Here is a 25191-nt window from a genome sequence, read left to right as displayed (position 1 = left end):
TACCCAAAATTGTTGTCTGCAATTTCGCTTCATCGATACGTGATGTAGTTCGTCGATGTTTTGGGGGATTATGGTCATTTTTCTACTAAAAAATGATATAACCCTACTAATAAACAGTATGGCGGCAATAATGCTTGCATAAAATATTATTGCCGCCATACTATCTATGTTGTTACTTAGGATTTAAAATCTGTTCTATACGGTTACTAACATCTTGTAAATGATACTTGCTCATGTTATCTGAAGTTCTTGCAATAGCATTTTCAATAGTTCGCTGTAAAATTTGCAATTCCGCACGGGCTACTGAACGAATATCCGATTGACTAGTATGTACAACTGTAGATTTTTGATAACCTCCAAAATCAGGTAATTTCTTTTGGTCTTTTACGGTCATCAAATAGTTCAACCTTTCAACATGTGCTTTTTGAAGGTTTCTTCTATAGGTATCTATTTTCTGTCCGTTTTGTAATTCTGACCAGATGCCGCTGCGCAGCTCGCTCATCATATTAGTTAATTGGTAAGCTTCCGTTTCGTTGGCAGTTTCATTTTCAACCAAACGTTGCAGCTTTCCTAAGCTGAGGACATTATCCAAAGTTTTAGTCTGCATTGCTCTAATTTCTTCCACAAAACCTGAATATTGAATCTTATTGAAAATATTCTGGTCAAGAAGCCACTCTGGCGTAGCAAATAGTTGGTCTTGTAAAAAGACCATACAGTCTTGCTGACGCGCTTTTGTTACGGGTATATAAACGGCACCTTCTTGATCATAGGTTTTTTGATATTCGTAAACACCGCCAATATTATTGGATACATGACCCATATAGCGTTTGAATTGGGCAACAACCTGACCGTAGATTTTTTCAAGATCTTCATACGTCTTTCCATCCTCTTTTGTCCATGTAATAAGATTGGGTACAATACGCTTTAAATTTTCTATGCCATATAAACTAGCTTTAATAGCATCATCACCTAAATCCTCCGTTTGTGAACTTGGATCTACAACATCACCTACTTGTTGATGTCCAAAACGATATAAAGGATCTCCAGCATGTTCTAAAATCCAACTATCAAGAATTTTGTTTTCCTCTTCCGTAGAAACATCCAAAATAGGTTTGTACCCCCATTTAATAGCATACTTATCATAAACACCAATGTTAGGCATAAGAGCAACATCGCCATCACCTTATGGTTGGGCTATATAGTTAAAACGAGCATAATCCATTATAGAGGGAGCCGTACCATATTTTTTAGTAAAGGAAGCTGACCGGAGAGAATCCACAGGATAGGCAACACTACTACCCATATTGTGAGGTAAACCTAGTGTATGACCAACTTCATGAGCAGAAACAAAACGGATTAAACGTCCCATAGTTTCATCTTTAAACTCTGTAGTTCTAGCATCAGGGTTTATGGCTGCCGTCTGTACAAAAAACCAGTTATGTAATAAGGTCATTACATTATGATACCAGTTTATATCAGATTCTAATATTTCACCACTTCGTGGATCGCTTACATGCGGTCCGTTGGCATTTGGAATTGGGGAGGCTAGATAACGAACTACAGAATAACGCACATCTTCAGGAGACCATTCTGGGTCTTCAAGAACAGAAGGTGGTTCTTTGGCAATGATGGCATTTTTAAAACCTGCCTCTTCAAAAGCAACCTGCCAATCTTCAATACCTTGCTTTATATAAGGAAGCCATTTCTTTGGCGTAGCTCTATCTACATAATATATAATCTGCTTTTTGGGCTCTACCAGCTCGCCATTTTTGTATTTTTCCAAATCCTCCTCTTTGACTTCCAAACGCCAGCGATCAAGGAATTTTACTGTTTTACTTTTTTGAGCGTCCAAACCATAATCCGTTTGGGCACTTTCAAACCAACCAACACGCTCATCAAAGTCTCGGCGTCTCATAGGCTCAGCAGGTAAGAGTATCATAGAGTTGTTGATTTCTATAGAAATAGAACCAAGACTACCATTACTGGGGGCTTTTTTGCCAAGTAGGTTTTTACGTGGCGTGCTTCAACGTTTAAAGGATAACTCTTAATAGATTCAATATAGCTTCTTGTCTCATCTAATCGGGAGACTTTATATTTTTCTCTATATGAATCGGGCATGCCTAAGGCTTGTGCATCTTTTTCAAAAAGTTCGTTTACCTGAATTACCGTAGTTGGGTTTGCTGTATCCTTTTTTACGGCCATTATATCAAAAGCAAAGAGGACCGGTTCAAAATTAGAATTTACAACCGCCTCATGTACAGGTAGCGAATCTGCGGCAACAATCTCATGACTAACTACACGAAGCAAAACCTTTTTTGGTTTCCTTTCCCAGCGAAGCACCTGAGTATTAATCTTACCTCCACCAAAACCAATGCCAGTAGCCGTCTTTGATATTCTACTTACCATTAACATTTCTTTGGTGAAAAGAGAATCTGGTATTTCATAAAAGTGATTTTCATCTACTATATGTATATCAAAAAGGCCTTTGTCGGTTTTTGCGTCTTTGGTTATGACTTTGCCATATGGTTTTATTTTAGATTTTTTGTCATCATCTTTTTTATCTGACTTCTCCGTATTGTCCTTCTTCTTTTTAAAAATTTGAGCTTCGGCTGAAAAGGAAGTGATAAGGAGTAATGAGAAAACTACTTTGGTAAATACTGTTTTAAACATGTAAGCTTTGATTATAATGTTTTGATGTGTGATGAAACAGAGTAATGCCATGATTACATAGCAATCCTATTAATAGTCGTAAATATAGCATTTTTGTGCCTTTACCTTTTAAGGCTGGTTAAGAGATTATTGGAGGTAAATTGCAGAGCTTATTACCAATTCTACAAAATCATATTTTTAAGAGTGTCGTTTAAAAGCATAAAACACCGATGACACGTATGTGCTAATTCTAAAGTGCTGCTAGTCAGAAAAAAAATGTGCTTTTTTCTGTAATAAAAATTCTCTAGAAACCGTGAGTGTCTAGCAAATAATTAAACGCTAAAATGCGAACTTGGTATTGTTTTGATTCACATTTTACGAATTTGATTATTTAAGCTTTTTTAGGAAAGCTCCCACAAAATATAAAGAACAATAAAGAGATGTTTCGGCGTTATATAGACTCGTAAATAAATTTACCAAGTTATGATTAACAAGAGTTTAAAAATAAGTATGATATTGGGTCTTATATTCGCAAACGGAGTTTTTGCAGCTGATCCATTAACCGAAAAAGATGATACGGTTATTCATTCTATTAATTATATTGATGAAGACACAGATTTTGACCTTGGCTTCGATACTGCAGATTATCTGCCAGAAAATTTCGATGCTAATGATATTTATGTCGATTTAGGTGCAATTCCTTTTATTGAGTCTGATGCTAATGTCATTCTAAATACCAATAAATACCTTCCGCAGGGTTTTAATGCTTATGCATATCCTAAGAATGTAGAGGATTTTAATTACATCGATTCAAACGACGAAATTTCTTTCGATTTTGATACAAAAAAACATCTACCAAACGGCTTTGATCCGTATATAAGGAACAATTAACCATTGTAAATTATTTGAATTAGCTAACTAAAACCCCTGTTATAACAGGGGTTTTGTGCTTTGTATAATATATGTTCTTCTTTCTGTAGCGTTTTCGTTTAAAATACTAACGGGACTACAAATTGAAACATAAGTACTAATAGAGCTACAGCTATTAGATTCAATATAATACCAACTCGTGCCATTTCATTCACTTTTACATATCCACTGGCAAAGACAATTGCATTTGGAGGTGTAGCCATGGGAAGCATAAAGGCACAGCTACTTGCTATGGTAACCGGAATTAATAAATAGAGTACAGGAATATCCAGCCCTATTGCAATACCGGCCACAACTGGGGCAAGTACGGCAATTAAAGCAACGTTACTCATAAGTTCTGTCATAAAGAGCATTAGCGTAATCAATAGAATAGCGGTGAATAGAATACTCACATGACTATTACCGATTGCTGCTGAAACCATATCTACAATACCACTTACGGACATGCCCTTTGCTAATGCCAAGCCTCCTCCAAAAAGGATGAGAATACCCCAAGCTAATTTTTGGGTATCTTTCCATTCAATGATAAAATCACCCTTCTTTAAATTATAAGGTATCGCAAACATTGCAATGGCTGCCATAATACTGATCATGGTATCGTTTAATTTTAGTGCAGGGAATATGCCGTTTATGACGGTTCTAAAAATCCATAGAAAAACGGTAACACCAAAAATACAGAGTACCATTTTCTCTTTTCCGCTCATAGGTCCCAACTTCTTCAACTCATTGTTGATGACATCTTTTGAGGCAGAGAATACCAAGTCACGGTTAGGATACATCCACTTAACCAATACCAGATAACTGATCCATATCATCAATGCGGAGAAAGGAACACCTAAAACCATCCACTTTAAAAAGGAGATTTCAATATTGTATTCATTTTCCAAAAGACCGATCATCACAGAATTAGGTGGAGTGCCAATAACCGTGGCCACGCCTCCTGCATTTGCCGAAAAAGCAATGCCTAGCATAACGGAAAGTGCAAAATTCTTATCACTTTTAGTAAACCCATCTGCGTCATTTACTAAAAGATTAATGACGGACATAGCAATAGGAAGCATTACAACGGTCGTGGCAGTGTTACTGATCCACATACTTAAGGCAGCCGTAGCGATCATGAAGCCTAGAACCACCTTGTTGGGCGTTGTGCCAGTAATTTTAATGATATTCAGGGCAATGCGTTTGTGGAGGTTCACTTTCTCAAGTGCTAAAGCCAGAACAAAACCGCCGAAGAATAAAAAGATTATTGGGCTTCCATAATTTGCACCTACTTCACCAATATCCATTATTTTAAGAAAAGGGAAAAGAAGTAGAGGAAGTAATGCGGTTACTGAAATTGAAACCGCTTCTGTAATCCACCAAATGACCATCCAAACGGCAACGGCAATTACAGCATCTCCTTTCTCGGAGACTAAATCAAAAGGCAAAAAACGAATAACGAAAAAAAGAATAGGTCCTAGAAAGAGTCCTGCTTTTCTGCTGAAGTCCATAGTTTTTAATTGGTGCTCCTAAGCTATGTTTTTTCTTTTGTTTTTGAAAATTAATATACAATGGTGTCTGAAGCAATTGGAGGAAGTTGATAGTTGCCAAAGTCAATACTAATTTTTGGGTTGTTTAGTTTTACGTTCTGCGGAGTTGCTTCGGTATCATGTAAATAAAGCTGCCGTAATTTTTTGAACTTATTTAAAGCTTCTAAATGTTCTGTTTTTAGGGAGGTGCTTGTTAAGTTGATGGATTTTAAATGTTCTAGTGAAGTCATAAGAGACAAGTTTTTTCCGGTGATAGCTGTATGGTCTAATAATAGTATGGTTAGGTTTGGAAGTTTAGCCAGTTTTGAAAAAATTCCATCAGTAATTTTAGTTTGGCCCAGGTCTATTCTAGAAATTTGTTCTTTGATAGGGAGTAGCACCTCAAAATCGGCATCAGTGAAAGTCGGTTTGTTGATGCAAGAAGCACTTAGGAAATTAGAGGATTTACTAATTTGATCAATATGAATTCCAGTAGCCTCTATAACTTTGATTTGCTCTTCAGATGCGGCGACTATTTCTATATTCGGGTGGTCAAAATCTTCTTTTTTGGGGAAGAAAGAAATAAAAAGTTCTTTCTCAAGACCCGATTCGGCTATGGTTTTTTCAAAGGAACTGCCAGAATCAATCCACGCACGTACCAGTTCTACTTCTTCTTTAGATGGCTGAGTCTTACCTTCAGGAGGCATATGGTCGTCATTATCCATAGGAAGTATGAGCCTCGTAAATAGTTCGCTTTCCGAAGATTTTGAGGTCTCAATTACGAATCCGTTCTCACCTCCGTTTAGAATGCCTTCCTCCGAGTTAAGTAGAAGTTCGCCCTTAGCTTTTTTTGGATTGTGGCAACTCACACATTTGTTATTTAATATAGGTTTGATAACATCCTCGTAGAGTAGGGCATCTTGCCAATTTGCTTCGTTTAGGCTAATTTCTTTCTCTTCAAAAGTTTCAAAGCCTAAAGCTGATTTTATGGAATTGGGTAAAGGTTCAATTAAATACTCTGCACCATGGGTAATGTTTCCACCTTGATGACCGGTAAAGGAAATCAATATAAAAATGAAAATGCCCCAACCGATTACAGGGAGCTTTGATAAAAAGACAAAAGCTTGAACCCCTTTCAACTTAGCATACATTAAAAAGGAAAATAGAGCTGTGGCAATACCCGACCACAAATGCCATTTTACCGTGTCAAAAGCATACCCTTCACCTAAATATTGTAAATAACCCGTAATGCAGGCAAGAGTTGCAGTAATACCCGCCCACAAGAAGATAATAGAAATTACAGGATTGTTTTCTTTTTTCTTTCGATCGTACCACTGCAAGAGAAGACCTATCATTATAAAGCCTATCGGCAAATGCACAATGAGAGGGTGTAACCTACCAAGAAGTTGTTTAAGAACGTCCATGCTAATCGTTTAATCTATGTTAAAACGTCCTTTTAATAGCTTCATCATATAGATGTTCGCTTTCCATTGGTCGGCTACGGGCAGTTGGGAATAGGGTAACGTTGGCATATAGTCTGCAGGGCCAAATTCGGTAGTAATCGTAAAAATGTCATTCGTCTCCCATTGTTTCCGGATGACTTTTTCCCAAATGTTCATATGGCGTTCTACTGCTTCTTTCCATTCAGGAGCCTCGGGGTCGTTTACTTGTGGACCTTCGGCATGACCTATACGTGCATGAATGTGATGCGAACGGTTAATGATTTCTTCTAAATGCGAATCTTGATTCTGCAATAGCGATTCGTGAACTACCATCCAGTGACTAATGTCCAACGTCAGTTTTAATTCGGGAATAGCAGCGATGTATTTTTTGGTGTCGGGAAGATTGAAACTAAAGCGCCCGCGGTGGGTTTCATGGTAGATAGGAACGTTGCTTTCTTTCGCTATTTTGTTTGCCGCATCTATAAAAGCCTTGTTCTCTTCAAAGGAGAAAAAATCGTAGCCCGTATGGCAATTGATGTAAATAGGGTTCCAGGATATCAGAATCTTAAAATGCGCTATATATTGTTTTAGACTTTCTTCAAAAGATACAGTTCTATTGGTTCCGTTTAAGAAACCAACTTTTAAATCGTGTTTCTTTAAAGCTAGTTTTAACTCGTTCTGGCTTTTCGGGTCTTTAGGAAGCCAGATTTCTATTCCATCATAACCTGCGGCTTTTGTTTTTTCGCAAAAAGCATCATAAGAAATTTGTCTGCCCCAATCGGTCTGAAAGAATTGTAATTTTTTTTCTTGAGAGAAACCTAAGAATGAAGAAAAGAGTATTACTAAAGTAAGCGGTATTTTCATGGATGGTTTATTTGGTATTCTTTATTGTTTAGTTGATTCTCAAAATGGTTCTTAGGATAAGATTTCTTTGATAATATTACCTTCTACATCAGTCAATCTAAATGGTCTTCCTTGAAATTCATACGTGTATTCTTCATGGTCAAAACCGAGTAAGTGTAAAATGGTAGCATGAACATCGTGAACGGATACACGGCCTTCCACACCGGAAAAACCAATATCGTCCGTTTGGCCATGGGAAGCCCCTTTTTTAATTCCACCGCCGGCCATCCACATGGTAAAGGCGTCACCATGGTGATCACGCCCTTTGTATGGCATTTTTTTATTTCCTCTATTTTCTTGCATAGGTGTTCTGCCGAATTCACCTCCCCATACAATTAATGTGTCATCTAAAAGGCCACGTTGTTTTAAATCCATTATTAAAGCGGTTATGGGCCGATCTATTTGGGTGCATTTGTTTCGGAGACCTTTATCAATAGATCCCGAACGTACCACACCATGACTATCCCAACCCCAATCGAACAATTGAACGAAGCGAACACCGTCCTCAACCAATTTTCTGGCAAGCAGACAATTGTTGGCAAACGATTCTTTACCAGGCTCAACACCGTACATTTCTTTAATATGTTCTGGCTCGTTATTGATATTCATTACCTCGGGAACCGCTATTTGCATACGGTAAGCCATTTCGTATTGGTTAATCCGAGCCAATATTTCTGGGTCGGCATACTTGGCGTATTCCTCTTTATTAATTTTGGTGATAGCATCAATAGTACTTTTCTTTAAATCTCTAGAAACTCCATCTGGGTCTTCAAGATAAAGCACGGGGTCGCCTTTAGAGCGGCATTGCACGCCTTGGTATACGGAGGGTAAAAATCCACTCCCCCAGACACTTTTTCCAGCATCCGGAGTGTTTCCGCCAGAGGTTAATACAACAAAACCGGGTAAGTTCTGATTTTCAGAACCCAAGCCGTATGTGGCCCATGCACCAATGCTGGGGCGTCCCAAACGGGCGCTACCCGTGTGCATGAAAAGTTGTGCAGGGCCATGGTTGAACTGATCGGTATGTACCGCCTTAAGAAAAGCCACATCATCTACTACCTTTTTAAAATGAGGCATAAAGTTCGATACCCAATTACCAGATTCTCCTTCTTGTTTAAATTCGGCCTGTGGGCCCATTAACTTTGGGGTCCCTTTTATAAAAGCGAATTTTTTGCCTGCCAATAGAGATTCAGGACAATCTTGACCATCTAACTTATGAAGTTTGGGTTTGTAGTCGAACATTTCAAGTTGAGAAGGTGCCCCTGCCATGTGCAAGTAAATAACCGATTTAACTTTTGGCCCATAATGAGGTGCCAAAGTCGCTAATGGATTAAGATCGCGTTCGGAGAAAGTGGAAGCTGATTTTTTGCCCTGTTTTGTTAACGGGTCACATCCCATGAAAATGGAACTTAAAGCTAAACCGCCCAGTCCTTGAGCACAGCTTTTTATAAAGTGCCTTCTTGTCTTTTCCTGTGCTTCTCTAGCCAAGTGTTCTTGAACTAGTCTTTCGATTTGGTCTTTCACGGCTTATACTTTCGTTAAAAATTCATCTAGGTTCATAATGGCATTGGCAACAATGGTGAGCGCACTAAGTTCTGCGGTAGGCTTCTCTTCAAATTGAAGAAACAGTTTTGAAGCTTCTTTGTTTTTACTGAATTCAGTAAAGGAGGTGTCGTACAAGGCTTTTAAAGCTTGGAGCCTATTGGGGCTGATTTCCTTGAACGTTGCTTTTTTATAACTCTGAGAAATACTTTTATCAATGTTATCTGGTTGGTAATTGTTTTTTGCCAAATGATATGCCGTTTCCAGATAAACTGGGTCGTTCAAAGTAACCAATGCCTGTAATGGTGTATTGGTTACCGTTCTTCTAATGGTAGCGACTTCGCGACTTCCTGCATCAAACGTGAGGAAAGAAGGGTAGGGGCTCGTTCGTTTTATAAATGTATAGATACCTCTTCGGTAGCGATCTTCACCTTTACTTTCAATCCATTGGGCATCACTATATACCGTTTGCCAAACACCATCCGGTTGAGGTGGCATTACTCCTGGACCGTTCATCTTATTACTTAATAAGTTGGATACCGCCAAGGCTTGATCCCGGATTTGTTCTGCACCCAAACGTATTCTTGGTCCATGGGCGTAAAGTTCATTTTCAGGGTCTATTTCATACATTTCAGGAGTACTTTCCGAGCTTTGTTGGTAGGTGCCGGACATTACAATTTCTTTGATTAAACTCTTTACGCTCCAGTTGTGCTCGTTCATAAACCGTAATGAAAGCCAATCTAGCATTGCAGGGTGGGAGGGTGCATCTGATTGTGAGCCAATATCTTCTACCGTAGACACAAGGCCTCTCCCATAGATTTGATGCCAGACCCTATTTACAAGTGTACGTGCTGTTAAAGGGTTTTTCTTATCTACTATCCATTCGGCCAAGCCTAAGCGGTTTGCTGGCCAATCTGTATTCCAAGCGTTCAGGCTTTCAGGAGTGCCCGGCTCTACAGTATCGGTTTTGGACATCCAACTGCCACGATCAAAAAGTTGTGTTGTGCGCTTCATATGGTCTGGATTCTCAACCATAATGGGTACAGTTGGGGTATTCCAATTAAGGGCTTCCATAAGATTGGAATTTATACTATTCCACTCTGGCTGGTCTTTTCCTGAGAAATTGGGAATGAACGCAACCCAATATAGGTTCATGAGGTTGGCTTCCTTTTTGGAATTCGCATTATGGGTTTCTATGTAAATATCCTTCTGACGGTCTATTTTTTTAATCGGAAAGCGCGCCGTAGTATTCTGTTTTTGTTTGTTGATGGTGAACTCCCCTATAATTGGTCCTTCAGAATTTTTTTCGCGAATAATGATTTTTGTTCCGTTATAGTGAGAACGGTAGTTGAGGTATACATAGCTGGCATTATTGGTATACCCGTTTTCTATAATGCAATTTCCCTTATCCCATAAAACCACCGATGCATGGTCATCATAAGAACCATTTTTGATTTCCTTGAAAAAATGTGATTTGTAGACGGGTTCCGTGAATTGTAAAAAGCTCTTATAGGTTGTAACGGACTGTTCATTCCCATATTTTTTGGCCCAATTAATTATTTGGTCAACCTTTTCTTGTTGTTCGGGCGTATAAAATTTGAGAACAGGAGATTCGCCGGGGGTATCCTCATCTCTTGAATTATTGAAAAACGCCATCAGCTTATAATATTCCTCATGTTTAAAAGGGTCATAAGGATGACTATGGCATTGCACACAGCCCATAGTAGTACTCTGCCAAACCTCAAAAGTGGTGTTCAAACGATCTATGACGGTAGCTACCCGATATTCTTCATCATCGGTACCTCCTTCGTCATTGTTCATTGTATTTCTGTGGAAAGCTGTCGCTATGAGTTGATCGGGAGAAGGGTCGGGTAATAAATCGCCCGCTAATTGTTCAATGGTAAATTGATCATAGGGAAGGTCTCGGTTAAAAGCATCAATCACCCAATCACGGTATCGCCAAATAGTTCGGGCCAAATCTTTCTCATAGCCTTTGGAATCTGCATAGCGCGCGAGATCTAGCCACCAAGTGGCCCATTTTTCTCCGTAGGTCTTTTGATTTAAGAGCGTGTCTACTAAACCTTCATAAGATAGTTCACCGGATTCAAAACGGTTAAGTAATTCTTGACTAGGAGGAAGCCCCACAATATCTAATGCTAATCTTCTGGCGATTATGTTTTTTTCGGCGGAAGGGTTAGGTCGTAATTTTTTCTCGTCTAGCCGCGCAAGGATAAAGTGGTCAATATCATTTTTTACAAAGTCGGAAGCCTCTTCAGGAGCAAAACTTGCCTCCATGTTAATTTTAGGGACCTCTACTTTTTCAGGAAGTGAATACGCCCAGTGTTGTCCCCAATGAGCACCTTCATCTATCCAACGGGTCAATAGGTCTATCTCTTTATCCGTAAGTTTGGGTTTTTCATAAGGCATGCGAAGTTCAGGGTCTTCTTCGTGAAGCCTTTTTATCATTTCACTACCAGCAGCATCACTTGGAATGATAGCGGCAATCCCTGATTCTGTTTTAGCAAAAGCTTCACTCTCAAACAGAAGGCTGAAACCACCACTCTTTTTTACGCCGCCATGGCAAGTAATGCATTTGTTGTTGAGAATAGGTTTTATCTGCGTGCTAAAATCAACCGGAGGTGAAGATTGACAAGAGCTCAGTACAACTACACTAATTGCCGTGAAAAAATACCAGAGATAATTATGTAACATGTTTTTTTTCATAGCGGTGTAATCTGTCAAGGTCAAATTAGTCTTCAATATAGAAAACTTTGAAAATTAAGGTCTTAAAATCTACGCAACGTGTGCAACCTATGTAACAATTAGTTATAGGCCATTGAGAAAGAAAACCCCTAAGTCATACAGCAAACTGTTGTCAGTTAGTTACTGAAAATCGGTTGGTGGTGCTTATAAGTAGCTATGCTTATTAAGGTAGATATTTTTATTGAAAGAAAACTAATTTACTGGAAAACAAGGTGGTAGGATAGTCGAACTGTGAAACGGGTAATTCCGGAATGGTAAGAGGTATATAAAGTAAAAAGCCAATCCATTAAAAATGGATTGGCTTTTTATATAAAAGGTATGAAATGTTTTATTGTTTCAGGATAACGTTTTTGTTATCACCTTCAACTTTAACGGAAACTAATCCGTGTTTAGACAGAGCTTTCATGGATTTATCCCATTTTTTGCCACTAAGTCCGGCTTGTGTTTTAAGGTCTGCCAGTTCCATTGAACCCGTTGGTTTCAATAGTTCTACAATTGCTTTTTCCTCGTCTGTAAGTTCAACCTTTTTTCTCCGGTCTCATTTGCGGGAAGAACAACACTTCTTGGATAGAGGAATTATTGGTCATCAACATTACTAAACGGTCAATGCCAATACCAATACCTGATGTAGGAGGCATACCGTATTCTAATGCACGCAAGAAATCTTGGTCAATGAACATAGCTTCGTCATCCCCTTTTTCGGAAAGTTTCAATTGCTCTTCAAAACGCTCACGTTGTTCAATAGGATCGTTAAGCTCAGAATAGGCATTTGCCAATTCTTTACCGTTCACCATAAGTTCAAAACGTTCGGTAAGGGCTGGGTTATCTCTATGCTCTTTCGTTAAAGGACTCATTTCTTTAGGGTAGTCTGTAATGAATGTAGGCTGTACATAATGATGCTCACATTTTTCGCCAAAGATTTCATCTATCAACTTACCAATGCCCATAGTTTCGTCAACCTCAATACCTAGACCTTTTGCCGTTTCCCGAAGTTCGTCTTCCGGCATACCTGCAACGTCTTTACCTGTATGGATTTTTATAGCTTCCAAAATTGGCACTCTAGCGTATGGAGCTTTAAATTCAATCTCATTTTTGCCTACTGTAATTCTAGAGGTTCCGTTAGCATCAATAGCAATCTTCTCTAATAGCTTTTCGGTAGTATCCATCATCCAGTTGTAGTCTTTGTAGGCTACATAGAGTTCCATTACTGTAAACTCTGGGTTGTGTGTACGGTCCATTCCCTCATTACGGAAATCTTTAGAAAACTCATAAACACCATCAAATCCGCCAACAATCAACCTTTTTAGATAAAGCTCATTTGCAATACGTAAATACAAAGGTATATTCAATGCATTATGGTGCGTTAAGAACGGTCTTGCAGCGGCACCACCTGGAATAGGTTGAAGGATAGGGGTTTCCACCTCTAAATATCCAGCTTCGTTATAAAACTCACGGATGCTGTTCGTAATCTTAGTACGTTTAATGAAAGTTTCTTTAACCTTTGGGTTGACCACCAAATCTACATACCGCTGACGGTATCTCATTTCAGGGTCATTGAATTCATCAAAGACATTACCTTCAGAATCCTTTTTAGGTAAAGGTAATGGACGCAACGATTTGCTTAAAAGCGAAAAGTTTTTGACCATTACGGTTTTTTCACCCACCTGAGTAGTGAAAAGCTCACCCTCAATACCAATAATATCACCTATATCCAATAACTTCTTGTAAACGTCATTATAAAGACCTTTATCTTCACCGGTACAAATTTCGTCTCGGTTAAAGTATACTTGGATACGACCTTCACTATCTTGCAACTCGGCAAAAGAAGCCTTGCCTTGAATTCTTCTAGACATCAATCTACCTGAAATGACCACCTTCTTGCCCTCCTTATAATCGGATTTAATGCCTTTGGAATTGGCATCCACAGGGTATAAAGCAGCGGGGTATGGGTTGATACCCAATTCGCGCAATTTGGTCAATTTTTCTCTTCTAATAATTTCTTGTTCCGACAGTTGCATTTTTACTATTTAAGGCTGCAAATATAAGCTATCGGTAGTTTACTATTTGCATCTAATAATATGAAATTATAAGCTTGGCATTCTGTTTGTATGAATGTTATAAATGATAAGGGTGAAATGGCGCGTGGTTTTCCACTTATTTTTAGGTAAAATTTGTAACAAGTAGATTGTTATTACGTCATATAAGTACATCATCAATCAATAAAATCAAATCAAAATGAGTTTTTTACGTGTATTATTAGCTATTTTCTTTCCTCCGCTTGCGGTTATCGGCAAAGGTTGTGGGTCTTTTTTAATTGTTCTACTTTTGACTTTCTGCGGCTGGGTACCTTATGTCATTGCTGCATTGGTTATATTGAACAACCCCAATTAAAATAATATGCTATGAAGTTATTTAGAATCTTGGCAACGATGTTTATTACGGTGCTTTTTGTAGCCTGTAATTTTACCGAAGAAATCCATTTTAAAGCAGATGGAACGGGGAAAATGAATATAGGCTTTGATGGAGGTGAGTTGTTACAAATGTTACCATCTTCAGATTCTACTCAACTAGAAGAAGTTATTGATTCTACTATTGTTTTTAAAGATATGTTATTCGAGAAAAAGGATAGTATTTCTCAATTATCTCCAGGGCAACAAGCAGAGCTTAAAAAGTTAGAACCCTTTAGTCTTCATATGATGGTAGATGCAGAAAAGGGTATCATGAATTTTGAAATGTTTACGGATTTTAAAGATGTATCAGAAGTTAACGATGCCTTTAATACTTTCCAAAGTGCTAGTTCCGTTGGCTCTGTGGCAGGAGGTAAATCTATGCCAAAGAATCCATCTAATGAAGCAACTGAAGTCAGCTATAGCTTTAAAAAGAACAAATTTAAGCGCTCTGCAGCTATTGTAAACCAAGAAATGTTTCAGCAAAGTTTAGACAGCCTTACGAGTGCAGAAATGTTTCTTTCTTCTTCTACCTATACCTTTAAATATCATTTCCCAAAGAGAGTGAAGTCTACCAATATTGAAGAGGCTACCTTTTCTATGGACGGGAGGACCATGATCTATGAGGTTAATTTCTTAGATATGATAAAGGACCCAGAGTCAATTTTGATTGAGGTAGAGTTAGAAAAATAGGCCATTACCTTTTCTTATCTTTGTACCATGAACAAGAAGGTATATTTACAGGATTTAGGGTTGAAAGACTATAAGGAAACTTGGGACTACCAAGAAACCCTCTTCAAGGAAACTGTAGATTTAAAAATCAAAAATCGTCGTGGGCAGGCTAATGAACCTACACCAAATCATTTTCTGTTTGTAGAACACCCACATGTATATACTTTAGGTAAGAGTGGTGATTTTGCCAATCTCTTGATTAGCGAAGAAGAACTGGCTGCAAAAAATGCCAAATTTTATAAGATAAATAGAGGAGGGGACATTACGTATCACGGTCCTTACAAATAGTAGGTTACCCTATTTTAGATTTAGATAATTTCTTTACCGATATCCATAAATACCTTAGGTTTTTAGAAGAAATGGTCATTCTTACTTTAGCCGAATACGGATTAAAGGCAGAGCGCTCCGAAGGCGAAACAGGCGTTTGGCTAGATGTAGGTACGCCATTTGCCAGAAAAATATGTGCCATGGGCGTACGTGCCAGCCGCTGGGTAACCATGCATGGTTTTGCATTGAACGTAAATGCCGATTTAGGATATTTTGATTTAATGATTCCGTGTGGCATAAAGGACAAGGCCGTTACTTCTTTAAATGTAGAATTAGGAAAACAAGAAGTTGACTTGGAAGAGGTAAAGCAAAAACTCCAAAAACATTTTGAAAACCTTTTTGAGGCTGAATTAAAATAATACAGTTTTAATTGATTATTCGGTAATAATTAAGACTTTAATTATGAATATGTTAATTTTTAACTAAAAATTAACATATTAAATATTATTGCCATTTATAAAGTTTTTTTGACCATTTGTACATTATTTCTTTCCATTTGTCAAACTAAAATAGAGGTGGGTCAATAAAATTCCACTTCTGCGAATTTGCCATTTTTGTGATTTCAATTTTTTTTTCTACGTTTGGTGTGTGCAAAAATCGAGAATTGATATAAGCACCGTTCCCTTCCATTTAATAGTAGAGTAAAGTCTCCCATTTTTCCCCATAATTTAAGTTTTTTTGTTGTAGATGATAACTCTTCCCCCTACACACATCCCCCAGTTATTTATTTTTTGTTCCCGACCATAATCTGCAATAGATAGGCTATACCATTACCAATTGTATTGGTAGAACACTGAATTTTTAACAATTAATATTAACCTTAAAATTTTTAGATTATGAGAAAGTTTATTCTTGGTGCATTAGCACTAACAATGGGGGTTTATGTACAGGCCCAGAACACAAATGTTGGTAGTCAAACCGGCAATGATAACACTTCAAATGTCAGTCAGACCGGTGATGGTCATCTATCGGATGTTGAGATTATTGGTGATGATAACACAACCTCTGTTTTACAGGAGGAAAACGGCGACCAGAATGCTTGGATACGGATTGGAGAATTTGGCTCTAATGGAAATACCGTAACTGTAGAACAACTGGCTACAGGTGAAAATAACAATGCTACTATTCGAGTGCTAGGAGACGATAATACTGTTACTATGCAACAGACTGGTGATAACAACAACAATGGACCCAGCTCGGGAGACGAAATGGGTGGTGATCCTTTAGGTGTTGATATTTATGGCTTTGATAATACCGTTTGGATCGAACAAGATGGTGATCTTAATGAAGGTTTTGTGAAAATAGGGGATTACTCTAGCTTTTCTGGGGCTGACAATAACTATGCTGAAATTCGCCAGCATTACAATGCTGAGGAAAATTATGCAACTATAGAAGTTCTTGGCAATGATAATGAAGCTTATGTTGATCAAGATGGTTCCTATGACATTGCTGAAGTTTATCAGTCGGGAGACGGAAACTTTGCTGACACAGAGCAGTGGAATAGTAACGATTCAGGAGAGATTTTTGTAGATCAGGAAGGTGACGACAATGAGGCCATGGTCTTTCAAGATGGTGATCAATCATATAGCCATACTGATCAAGCTGGAGACGATAATTATGCTAATGTAAGCCAAGAAGGTGAGTTAGCTTACAGTGATTTACATCAAGATGGCGACGATAACGAGGCTACGGTTGATCAAGCTGGTTATGTCAACGAAAGTGATATAGACCAAGATGGTAATGACAATGATGCCACCGTAACACAACTTTCTGGCGAGTACAACTATAGTGAAATTGACCAAGATGGCAATGACAATAGTGCTACGGTAACACAAAGCGATGAGGACAACTATAGTGAAATCGACCAAGATGGCGATGACAATAGTGCCATGGTAACACAAAGTGGTTACGACAACGATAGTGAAATTGACCAAGATGGTAATGACAATGACGCCACGGTTACACAAAGCGGCGAGGACAACTACAGTTACATAGACCAGCCTGGTAACGACAATACCGCTACCGTTACACAACTTATTGGCGAGGACAACTATAGCGTAATCTACCAAGATGGAGATGACAATGATGCTACTGTAGTACAAAGCGGTTATGACAACTATAGTTATATAGACCAATATGGCAATGGTAATGTTGCAAGTGCAACACAAATGGGCAATGATAACGAAAGTGATATCGAGCAGGGAGCAGACGATGGTACTGTAATCGTGAATCAAAATGGGGATGATCATTACAGTTATGTAGGTCAATTTGGAGGTTCTGATAATACGGCGACCGTAACCCAAAATGGTATGGGCCAATTTAGCAACTTTTCGCAAATTGGATCTGGAAATACAACTACTGTAATTCAGAATTAATAGGTAAAAGAACAATTATGAAAACAGGATGGTGGAATTTTTCACCATCCTGTTTAACCCAAAAAATAGAGAAGGTGGTCTAGGCTTAAAGCAGAAATAAAAGGTAAATATTCTGTTAGGAAATCGTTCTCCACACATTAAAATCCATAGAAATAGAAAAAATGATGTACATAGCTATACTTCTAAAAAAAATAATGCCATATGCCTTTTTTCTAATTGGCTTTGGTTATACAATTGCACAGGATGAGGATCAGGGCGAAATGCCTTCTATCGAAATGATTTTGGAACAGAATGGTCTTACTGCCCCAGAGATTGAAGGCCAGGCCAGAGAGCCTTCTTCTTCCAATTCAGCCTATATCTATCAAATAGGTGTCAACAATGAAAGTTTGGTAAAAGTAAACGGAGCGAATAAATACGTGAGTTTGTTGCAAAATGGAAATTCTAATAGGGCAGATATCCAGTTATCGTCAAAGACACTAGATTATAATACGGTGCAAAACGGAAACGGAAACATATTATTAGAATATGGCAATGCACCAAATTTGAATCTACAGAGAACAATTTTTCAGAACGGAGACAATCAAAACGTTGTCATTTTTGGAAGTAATTCATTAACCAAGAACATGGTATTGAACGTCCAGGTAACTAAGAAACAGTTACCATTAGAAATTTCAACTAACCCGAACGCAATAAAAATGAATCATCTTATATGCACCCTTATTGTTACGTTTTTTTTACCGGTGATATCCATGGGGCAGACTTATAATAAAGAGGTCGAAGCTAAAATAAAACTAGATATCCAAGAGGACAAGATGGTAACTATTACCGGAACAGCTTACAATATTGGCGAGACCAGCAAAAGTTTTAAGTATATACTTTCGGTCATAAAGACAGGTGCCAATGGAAACAATAATAAAAATGACCAAAAGGGAAGACTGGTTTTGCAACCTGGAGAAAAGAAGGAGTTGTCTACTATGACAGTCAATATGGTAGAAGAAGATAAAACTATAATTCTACTTCTAATTTACGAAGAAAATCAACTTATAGGTAAAGACAGAAGAGTTTTACAGGGGCTTAAAGATTTAGGTGATGCAAATAGTGCTTCAGACAATAGTTCTTTTGATAAAAAAGATGTTAGGAATGGTAATGCAGATGGAGTGTTTTCAAAAGGTATGGTGATAGAGGATACCAAAACAAAACCTGGAAACGATTTTTATCGATATTTCTATTCCAATTATTTATCAAACGGCATTGGAGGTGAAAAAATAGTGAAAATAAAAGAAGATTTTGCTTTGGCCAGTACCACCAGAATTAGTGTTTTGGCAGAAAACAATGTGGTCATACAGTTTTATGTAAATCCAAGAAGTGACTTTTTAAAAGAGATGGCCCAAAAATCGGTATATGCTGTAAATAATTATTTCTTGAGGTTACGCAAAAACAAGGAACAAATTAAAAGATATTGATATGAGATATATTATTTTGATTCTTTTTCTCGCTTTTGGCTTGCAGGGGGTATGCGGTCAGCAAATGACTTATAAACCGATCAACCCCATGTTTGGGGGTGATACATTCAATTACCAACAATTAATGGCTTCCGCTGCGGCACAAAATTCGTTTAAGGACCCAAGTAGCTTGAGAAATGAACAAACCGAGTTGGAAACGTTTAATGACAACCTTAACCGTCAAGTGCTTAATCAGATTTCTAAATCTGTACTTAACACGCAATTAGGAGACGAATTAACGGAGGGCACATTTACCATTGGTGATCTGGCAGTAGAAATTTACGATTCTTTAGAAGGTCTTGTCATTAATATTCTAAATACTACAACAGGAGAACAGTCACAAGTTATCATCCCCAATTAACTTGCTATGAAAATAAAAGGGAAAATATTGGTTTTATTGGTTTGTATAATCACTTCTGGTTGCGGAACTTATTTTAATCAGCCAACCGCTGTAGCGCCTTCCAGAATGGGCGAGGTAACAACTTATACAAAAACTTTAAAAGACTTTCCTTTGCCAAAGGAACCGGTAGTGGTTGGAGTATATAATTTTAAAGACCAAACAGGCCAATATAAAAGTGTAGAGGCAGGTAGTACGTTCAGCACGGCAATTCCGCAAGGGGCTACAACTATTCTTATTAAGGCTCTGGAAGATTCTAAATGGTTTACTCCAATTGAACGAGAGAACCTAGGGAATTTATTAAATGAGCGAAACATTATCCGCTCTACTCGAGATGAACATAGAAAATCTAATGCCAAAGACGTTCCAAGTTTAACTCCTCTTTTGTTCGCAGGAATCTTATTGGAAGGAGGGGTTGTTTCCTATGACACCAATATAATAACAGGGGGTGCAGGAGCAAGATATTTTGGTGCAGGCGGGTCCACGCAATATAGACAAGATCGGCTAACCGTATACCTCAGAGCAGTGTCCACTTCTAACGGAAAAATTTTAAAGACAGTTTATGTGTCTAAGACCATTCTATCCCAATCAATTGATGCAAGTCTATTTCGTTACGTTAGTTTTCAACGAATCTTGGAAGCTGAAACTGGAATTACAAGAAACGAACCAGTACAGTTGGCTTTGAAAGATGCTATTGAAAAAGCAGTTGAGGGTATGATAATAGAAGGTATTGATGATGGGCTTTGGGGTACGGCAAAAGGTAAGAGAATGGACGATTATTTAGTGAACGAATATTTAAAAGAAAAACAGATAGACGAATCCAAACTTTTATATGATCGTAAGCAAAAACCAATTGTTCATAGAGATGCGCTACAATTTACGGTAGCTTCCCCTTTACTAAATGCAGATTTTTCAAAAAAATCCTTAGGAATAGGTGGGGGTATAGGATTTTCTAAATCTATTACCCCAAAGTTGAATGCCAATTTTAGCGTTGGGTATTTATATTTTACAGGAGGTAACGGTTTTTTTAAGGAGTATATGAATGCCGACCTAAATCTTGAATACAAGATTTTACCCTATGACACAGTAGGTCCGTTTTTATATGGCGGTGCAGGTGCGGCTTTTGATTTGCACAGCACACCGGCAGAGCTTAAGGAAAAAAGTTCCGCCCCAAAGGTGCAATTTGGAGTAGGAGTAGATGTCTATCTGACCCAAAGATTTGATTTGCGCCTCTTTGCCGAGAATAACATAGTTTTTAGTGACGCCATAGATGACTTGATAAATGGAAAAAGAGATGATTTTTATTACAATTTTGGAGTTTCATTGAAATATAAATTGGGAAAAGGATACAAATGAAAACAATATTAGATATTAAAGAAATAGAATATAGGCGGTTTCTATGCTGTGGATTACTTATTGGAATTTTTTGTTTCCTTGGCTGTTCCGAGGAAACTATAAGTGATTTGAAATTTGGTACCCTTACGGGAAATGTGGTGTCTAAAGGCGACAATACGCCACTTAAAAATGTGAAGATAAGTACCAGTCCTGTTTCAAATACCGTCTTTACAAATGATAAAGGTGATTTTACATTGAGTGATATTCAAAGCGGTGAGTACTCAGTGCAGGCGGAGCTTTTAGATTTTCAGACTTCTTTTGAGCCAGCAAATGTATTAGATGGGAGAGCCACAAATATAGTTTTTGAGCTTGATTCAATTAATGTGGAAAATTTAGCTCCGTTAGTACCCAACTTGATTTTTCCAGAGGAGGATAGCGGTAACATAGGAACTACTGTAACATTTCAATGGTCTTCTTCTAAAAATGATGAAGACGAGATAAATTATATGCTTGAACTGAGAAATGGTACTTCTAACGAAGTAACTGTTTTTAGCGAAATAAAGGATACTCTTTTGGTAGTTGAGGATTTGACAATTGGTAGTAATTATTTTTGGCAAATTTCTGCTGCAGACGATACGAGTCAACCAGTGAAAAGTAAGCTTGGCGGCTTTGTTACAAAAGGTAATACGTTGAATCGCTTTCTTTATGTTAGAAATATAAAAGGTAATAATGTAATTTTTTCTGGTTCTGAACCAACAGGAAGTAGTAATGACAATTTAAATCAAAATGAATTACAACTAACAAATTCTAACTTTAATAGCTATAGACCATTAAAAAACAATACGGTTAATAAAATTGCTTTTTTAAGAAATGTAGGAGCGGAAACACATCTGTTTACAATAAATACAGATGGAACTGATATGGCGCAGGTGACCCATGCAGTTCCTCTTGCCGGATTCAGAGAAGACCAATTAGGATTTTCTTGGTATGATGGAGGGGCTAAATTCTATTTTCCAAATTTCAATAAATTATACTCTATCAATAGAGATGGTTCTGGCCTTGAATTGGTTTATCAAACTGATGCCGCCATTTTTATAACTGATATAACTGTAAATCCAGTTAATGACTTGGTGGCATTAAAAACCAATGATTTGGAAGGTTATAATGTAAAAGTTTCATTGGTAGATGTAAGCACCAATACGGAAGAACAAATAGTTATTTCAGGAGAATCCGGTGCAATAGGAGGACTGGATTTTTCTTCGGATGGAGCAAAAATTGTGTATACAAGAGATGTTTCCGGGGCTGAAAACACGGAGTATCGCCAATTTGATTCGCGCATTTTTGAATATCAAATAGCAACAGATACAACTACTGAAATAGATACATCCAAAGAAGAAGGAACTAACGATTTGGATGCAAAGTACGCACCTAATGATGGTGCTGTAATTTTTGTAAACACTTCCAACGATGGTATATCGGAAAGAAAAACATATAGAGTTATTCCTAGTGATAGCAATAGAAAAGAACCCTTGTTTTATGATGCATTTATGCCTGATTGGGAGTAAATATTAGAAAGAAAAACTCCAAAAACATTTTGAAGTTCTCTTTGAAGCTGAATTGATAAAACAAAAAACCGAGGTTTGAGCCTCGGTTTTTTGTTGGGTCGATAAGTTATCTTTAATAATCAATATTAAAGTAGTCCATAACTTCAAAGTAGGTCATCTTATCAAAATTTGCTGTATTTCTTTTTGAAGAGATCAGTATGTTTGGAGGAATGATAAGATAGCGTAACTTATTGCCTCTATCAGGACTTATAGCGAATTCGGTAAGAGCAGAGGTGCTCGTTGATTTTGCACGTATATTGATATCTGCGGAAGCGGAGCTACCAGAACCATAACCAAAGGTGAATTCGGCTCCTCTGAAATTAAGAACAGGTAGTTGGTATACATTACCATCGCCAAAACCGGTGAAATAGACTAAAACAATATGGGTGTTTTTAATTCTAAAGGCGGATTCCATCTCAGAAGGAAAATCTATTCCCATAAATTTAGAGGTTTCTGAGGTACCCGTAAATTCTGCAGGAATCCAATCGCTGTAATACACTTCGGCATTACCGTCTTCGCCATCTTCGCCATCTTCGCCATTTTCACCGTTTTCGCCAGCCTGTCCTTGAGGTCCTTCCGAGCCCTGTTCTCCTTGTTCTCCAGCAAGACCTTGTGCTCCTTGCTCACCTTGCGGCCCTATTGGGCCAACATCCCCATCTTTTGAACAGGAAGTAATTAGTGCAGTAATACTTAAAAATGTCAAGAGTAAAATTTTCAGTGTAGTTTTCATAATGCTTGTGATTTATGTATTTGGTATTTTATGTTGCAGACAATACCAAGGTTAACATCTGGCATAAAAAAAACCGAGGTTTGAGCCTCGGTTTTCCACTTTTTTGCCATTCTCTCATTATTCTGTAAACACATAGTCTACATCTACAAAGTACTCGTACAATAGATTATTTTGATCCGCATCCCACATTTGGAACCTCACCTGATCCACCGTGTGAGGGGTGATAGTCTCGGCAATGCTGACGGTGAAATACCCACTACCGTTTCCTTCTCCCATAGGATAGATACCCGATGGATGTGCCGCATAGCCAGGGGTAGGGTTTCCGTAAGTAAACGGTCGGCCGAAGATTCTAACCCCACTAGGCTCATTTGTCTTATAATGGAAATTAAAATTTACCCTTTCCCCTTCCACTAATACTGAATTCGTACTTGGTTCGAAATTATCAAGTACGACTCGGTGAGCTAGGTACTTATAGTCTACTTCCACAAAATACTCATATAATAAAGTAGTTTGGGCAGCATTGTACATTCTGAACCGGATTTGATCCACATGATATCCATCATCCGTTAGGGTGAAATATCCGCTACCAGTGCCATCACCAGTGGAGAGAATTTGAGAACCATGGGCAGCATATCCTGGTGTTGGACTGCCATCGGTCATTGGTCTCCCGAATATTCGTACGCCGGTAGGCTCGTTAGTTCTGTAGCTATACGTAAATTCTACCCTTTCATCAAGATACAATATTGCTTCTGATGCTGGATTCACCGTTTCCATTACAACCGAGTGGCTAATGAATTTATAATCCACATCTACATAGAACTCATATAAAAGATTGCTCTGATCGGCATCCCACATTTGAAATCGTATTTGGTCTACATTTTGGGGATTGTCCTGTATGGTAAAATACCCATTAGAAGAACCTTCGCCAGTGTCGTGTATGGGTGACCCATGTGCTGCGTAGCCGGGAGTTGGACTACCACTTGTAAAAGGTCTGCCAAATATTCTAGCTCCAGTAGGTGAGCTTGTTATATAGTTAAAGGTAAACCCGACTTTCTCTCCTAAAAATAAGGTGGAGGGTGAGGTTGGACTTACAGATACAAGTTCAACATTCTCTTCTACCTCACAATATAGATTGAACTCTGACCTTTCAGATAGCACTTCTTCAGGAGCGATAACCTTTAATTGTTGCCAGTAACCTTCATAAGATTCTCCGCTTCCACCAAGAGTCCATGATGTAGTAACCTTTTTAGTTCCTGCTTCTTCAAATGTAATAGAGTTTTCCGGAGCAGTTGCGCCATCGCTTCTTAACCATGTATAGGTTATAGTTGTTGGACCATCAACATGGATTTCTGCTTCAAAATCAAACTTTTTGGAACAAGGTCCAGTAAAATTATTTTCTCCCACAACAGCTGTAATTGCAGTGATGGTCACTGTTTCTTCCTCACAATGTAGATCAAACTCGGCTTTATTAGAAAGAATTTCCTCAGGGCTTATGATTTTTAGTTGCTGCCAATAGCCCTCATAAGATTCACCGTTTTCACCAAGAGTCCATGATGTAGTTACCTTTTTGGTTCCTGCTTCTTCAAATGTAATAGAGTTTTTCGGAGCGGTTGCCCCATCGCTTCTTAGCCATGTATAGCTTATAGTAGTTGGTCCATCGGCATCTATTTCTGCTTCAAAATCAAATTTTTTGGAACAAGGTCCGGTAAAATTTGAGACCGTCCCAAGCCTCACTGCAGTAATTTTAGAAGGCTCCTCTGTAGTATCGTCGTCTGTACATGCTGTCATTGCAAATACAACTACTAGTAAATAGATAATAGATTTTACATTTTTCATAATTTTAGTTTTAAAAGAATATTCTTTAGTGTTGAAAGCTTTATAGTAGATATGCAGTTCCGTTATTAAGGACTACAAAATCTTGTATTTACATTTATATATAGGTATAATGGTATTCTATTAGAGTTCTGTATCTAATGTTAGTTTTTAAAGTGATGGGAGTTACTAA

General features: G+C 38.0%; 15 protein-coding genes and 3 pseudogenes. 9 read left to right on the top strand and 9 right to left on the bottom strand.

All coding sequences use genetic code 11. The features are described from left to right. Positions 1–172: 172 nt before the first annotated feature. Positions 173–2670: pseudogene (locus Q5W13_RS04750) on the bottom strand (zinc-dependent metalloprotease). 462 nt (positions 2671–3132) lie between these two features. Between Q5W13_RS04750 and Q5W13_RS04745 the strand changes: the two are divergent. Further along, the gene (locus tag Q5W13_RS04745) at positions 3133–3540 is read left to right on the top strand and encodes a hypothetical protein (protein ID WP_155598260.1); all 408 of its coding nucleotides are present in this window, start codon (positions 3133–3135) and stop codon (positions 3538–3540) included. A 98-nt stretch (positions 3541–3638) separates the two neighbouring features. Here the strand turns inward: Q5W13_RS04745 and Q5W13_RS04740 are convergent, their stop codons facing one another. The 6 genes and pseudogenes from Q5W13_RS04740 to lysS form a co-directional block, all read right to left on the bottom strand. Further along, positions 3639–5069 (bottom strand): SLC13 family permease, encoded by a 1431-nt coding sequence (locus Q5W13_RS04740; protein WP_304445518.1) that lies wholly within the window; start codon positions 5067–5069, stop codon positions 3639–3641. A gap of 50 nt (positions 5070–5119) precedes the next feature. Beyond that, the gene (locus Q5W13_RS04735) at positions 5120–6511 is read right to left on the bottom strand and encodes a c-type cytochrome domain-containing protein (protein ID WP_304445517.1); all 1392 of its coding nucleotides are present in this window, start codon (positions 6509–6511) and stop codon (positions 5120–5122) included. 9 nt (positions 6512–6520) lie between these two features. Beyond that, a complete protein-coding gene (locus Q5W13_RS04730) occupies positions 6521–7393 on the bottom strand; it encodes a sugar phosphate isomerase/epimerase family protein (RefSeq protein WP_304445516.1) in 873 nt (290 codons plus the stop codon). Between the two features lie 51 nt (positions 7394–7444). After that, a complete protein-coding gene (locus Q5W13_RS04725) occupies positions 7445–8956 on the bottom strand; it encodes a DUF1501 domain-containing protein (RefSeq protein WP_162524588.1) in 1512 nt (503 codons plus the stop codon). A gap of 3 nt (positions 8957–8959) precedes the next feature. Further along, positions 8960–11698: a PSD1 and planctomycete cytochrome C domain-containing protein gene (locus tag Q5W13_RS04720; RefSeq protein ID WP_304445515.1), complete on the bottom strand. Its 2739-nt coding sequence runs from the start codon at positions 11696–11698 to the stop codon at positions 8960–8962. A 367-nt stretch (positions 11699–12065) separates the two neighbouring features. Next, positions 12066–13755: pseudogene (gene lysS / locus Q5W13_RS04715) on the bottom strand (lysine--tRNA ligase). Between the two features lie 217 nt (positions 13756–13972). Between lysS and Q5W13_RS04710 the strand changes: the two are divergent. From Q5W13_RS04710 to Q5W13_RS04675, 8 genes and pseudogenes are all read left to right on the top strand, one after another. Then, positions 13973–14128 carry a YqaE/Pmp3 family membrane protein gene (locus Q5W13_RS04710; RefSeq protein ID WP_304445514.1) on the top strand — a complete coding sequence of 52 codons (156 nt, stop codon included), beginning with the start codon at positions 13973–13975 and terminating at the stop codon, positions 14126–14128. A gap of 11 nt (positions 14129–14139) precedes the next feature. Further along, entirely contained in the window at positions 14140–14877 is a 738-nt protein-coding gene (locus Q5W13_RS04705) for a hypothetical protein (RefSeq protein WP_304445513.1), read from the top strand. A 27-nt stretch (positions 14878–14904) separates the two neighbouring features. Further along, positions 14905–15602: pseudogene (gene lipB, locus Q5W13_RS04700) on the top strand (lipoyl(octanoyl) transferase LipB). Positions 15603–16079: 477 nt separating this feature from the next. Beyond that, on the top strand, positions 16080–17618 hold the full coding sequence (locus Q5W13_RS04695; RefSeq protein ID WP_304445512.1) for a hypothetical protein: 1539 nt from the start codon (positions 16080–16082) through the stop codon (positions 17616–17618). Positions 17619–17779: 161 nt separating this feature from the next. Beyond that, the gene (locus tag Q5W13_RS04690; RefSeq protein WP_304445511.1) at positions 17780–19081 is read left to right on the top strand and encodes a CsgE family curli-type amyloid fiber assembly protein; all 1302 of its coding nucleotides are present in this window, start codon (positions 17780–17782) and stop codon (positions 19079–19081) included. A gap of 1 nt (position 19082) precedes the next feature. After that, complete coding sequence (locus Q5W13_RS04685) at positions 19083–19481, top strand: curli assembly protein CsgF (protein ID WP_304445510.1); 399 nt, start codon at positions 19083–19085, stop codon at positions 19479–19481. 6 nt (positions 19482–19487) lie between these two features. Next, positions 19488–20873, top strand: coding sequence for a CsgG/HfaB family protein (locus tag Q5W13_RS04680; protein WP_304445509.1), 1386 nt, complete (start codon positions 19488–19490; stop codon positions 20871–20873). After that, positions 20870–22417, top strand: a complete 1548-nt coding sequence (locus Q5W13_RS04675) for a carboxypeptidase-like regulatory domain-containing protein (protein ID WP_304445508.1) — start codon at positions 20870–20872, stop codon at positions 22415–22417. Before Q5W13_RS04680 ends, Q5W13_RS04675 begins: the two co-directional genes overlap by 4 nt. Before the next feature lie 112 nt (positions 22418–22529). On the opposite strand, the gene Q5W13_RS04670 is transcribed toward Q5W13_RS04675, so the two are convergent. Both Q5W13_RS04670 and Q5W13_RS04665 read right to left on the bottom strand, forming a co-directional pair. Beyond that, positions 22530–23186, bottom strand: a complete 657-nt coding sequence (locus Q5W13_RS04670) for a hypothetical protein (RefSeq protein WP_304445507.1) — start codon at positions 23184–23186, stop codon at positions 22530–22532. Between the two features lie 117 nt (positions 23187–23303). Further along, the gene (locus Q5W13_RS04665; protein WP_304445506.1) at positions 23304–25022 is read right to left on the bottom strand and encodes a hypothetical protein; all 1719 of its coding nucleotides are present in this window, start codon (positions 25020–25022) and stop codon (positions 23304–23306) included. Positions 25023–25191: the final 169 nt, after the last annotated feature.

Source organism: Zobellia laminariae (assembly GCF_030553095.1).
Taxonomy (GTDB): domain Bacteria; phylum Bacteroidota; class Bacteroidia; order Flavobacteriales; family Flavobacteriaceae; genus Zobellia; species Zobellia laminariae.
The sequence above is the reverse complement of the archived record's forward strand: the minus strand, read 5'-3'. Positions and strand labels throughout refer to the sequence as shown.

Bases quoted from the DNA above. Each gene is read 5' to 3' on its own strand.
- Q5W13_RS04745 (WP_155598260.1), top strand. From the start codon at position 3,133: ATGATTAACAAGAGTTTAAAAATAAGTATGATATTGGGTCTTATATTC.
- Q5W13_RS04740 (WP_304445518.1), bottom strand. From the start codon at position 5,069: ATGGACTTCAGCAGAAAAGCAGGACTCTTTCTAGGACCTATTCTTTTT.
- Q5W13_RS04735 (WP_304445517.1), bottom strand. From the start codon at position 6,511: ATGGACGTTCTTAAACAACTTCTTGGTAGGTTACACCCTCTCATTGTG.
- Q5W13_RS04730 (WP_304445516.1), bottom strand. From the start codon at position 7,393: ATGAAAATACCGCTTACTTTAGTAATACTCTTTTCTTCATTCTTAGGT.
- Q5W13_RS04720 (WP_304445515.1), bottom strand. From the start codon at position 11,698: ATGAAAAAAAACATGTTACATAATTATCTCTGGTATTTTTTCACGGCA.
- Q5W13_RS04710 (WP_304445514.1), top strand. From the start codon at position 13,973: ATGAGTTTTTTACGTGTATTATTAGCTATTTTCTTTCCTCCGCTTGCG.
- Q5W13_RS04705 (WP_304445513.1), top strand. From the start codon at position 14,140: ATGAAGTTATTTAGAATCTTGGCAACGATGTTTATTACGGTGCTTTTT.
- Q5W13_RS04695 (WP_304445512.1), top strand. From the start codon at position 16,080: ATGAGAAAGTTTATTCTTGGTGCATTAGCACTAACAATGGGGGTTTAT.
- Q5W13_RS04690 (WP_304445511.1), top strand. From the start codon at position 17,780: ATGATGTACATAGCTATACTTCTAAAAAAAATAATGCCATATGCCTTT.
- Q5W13_RS04685 (WP_304445510.1), top strand. From the start codon at position 19,083: ATGAGATATATTATTTTGATTCTTTTTCTCGCTTTTGGCTTGCAGGGG.
- Q5W13_RS04680 (WP_304445509.1), top strand. From the start codon at position 19,488: ATGAAAATAAAAGGGAAAATATTGGTTTTATTGGTTTGTATAATCACT.
- Q5W13_RS04675 (WP_304445508.1), top strand. From the start codon at position 20,870: ATGAAAACAATATTAGATATTAAAGAAATAGAATATAGGCGGTTTCTA.
- Q5W13_RS04670 (WP_304445507.1), bottom strand. From the start codon at position 23,186: ATGAAAACTACACTGAAAATTTTACTCTTGACATTTTTAAGTATTACT.
- Q5W13_RS04665 (WP_304445506.1), bottom strand. From the start codon at position 25,022: ATGAAAAATGTAAAATCTATTATCTATTTACTAGTAGTTGTATTTGCA.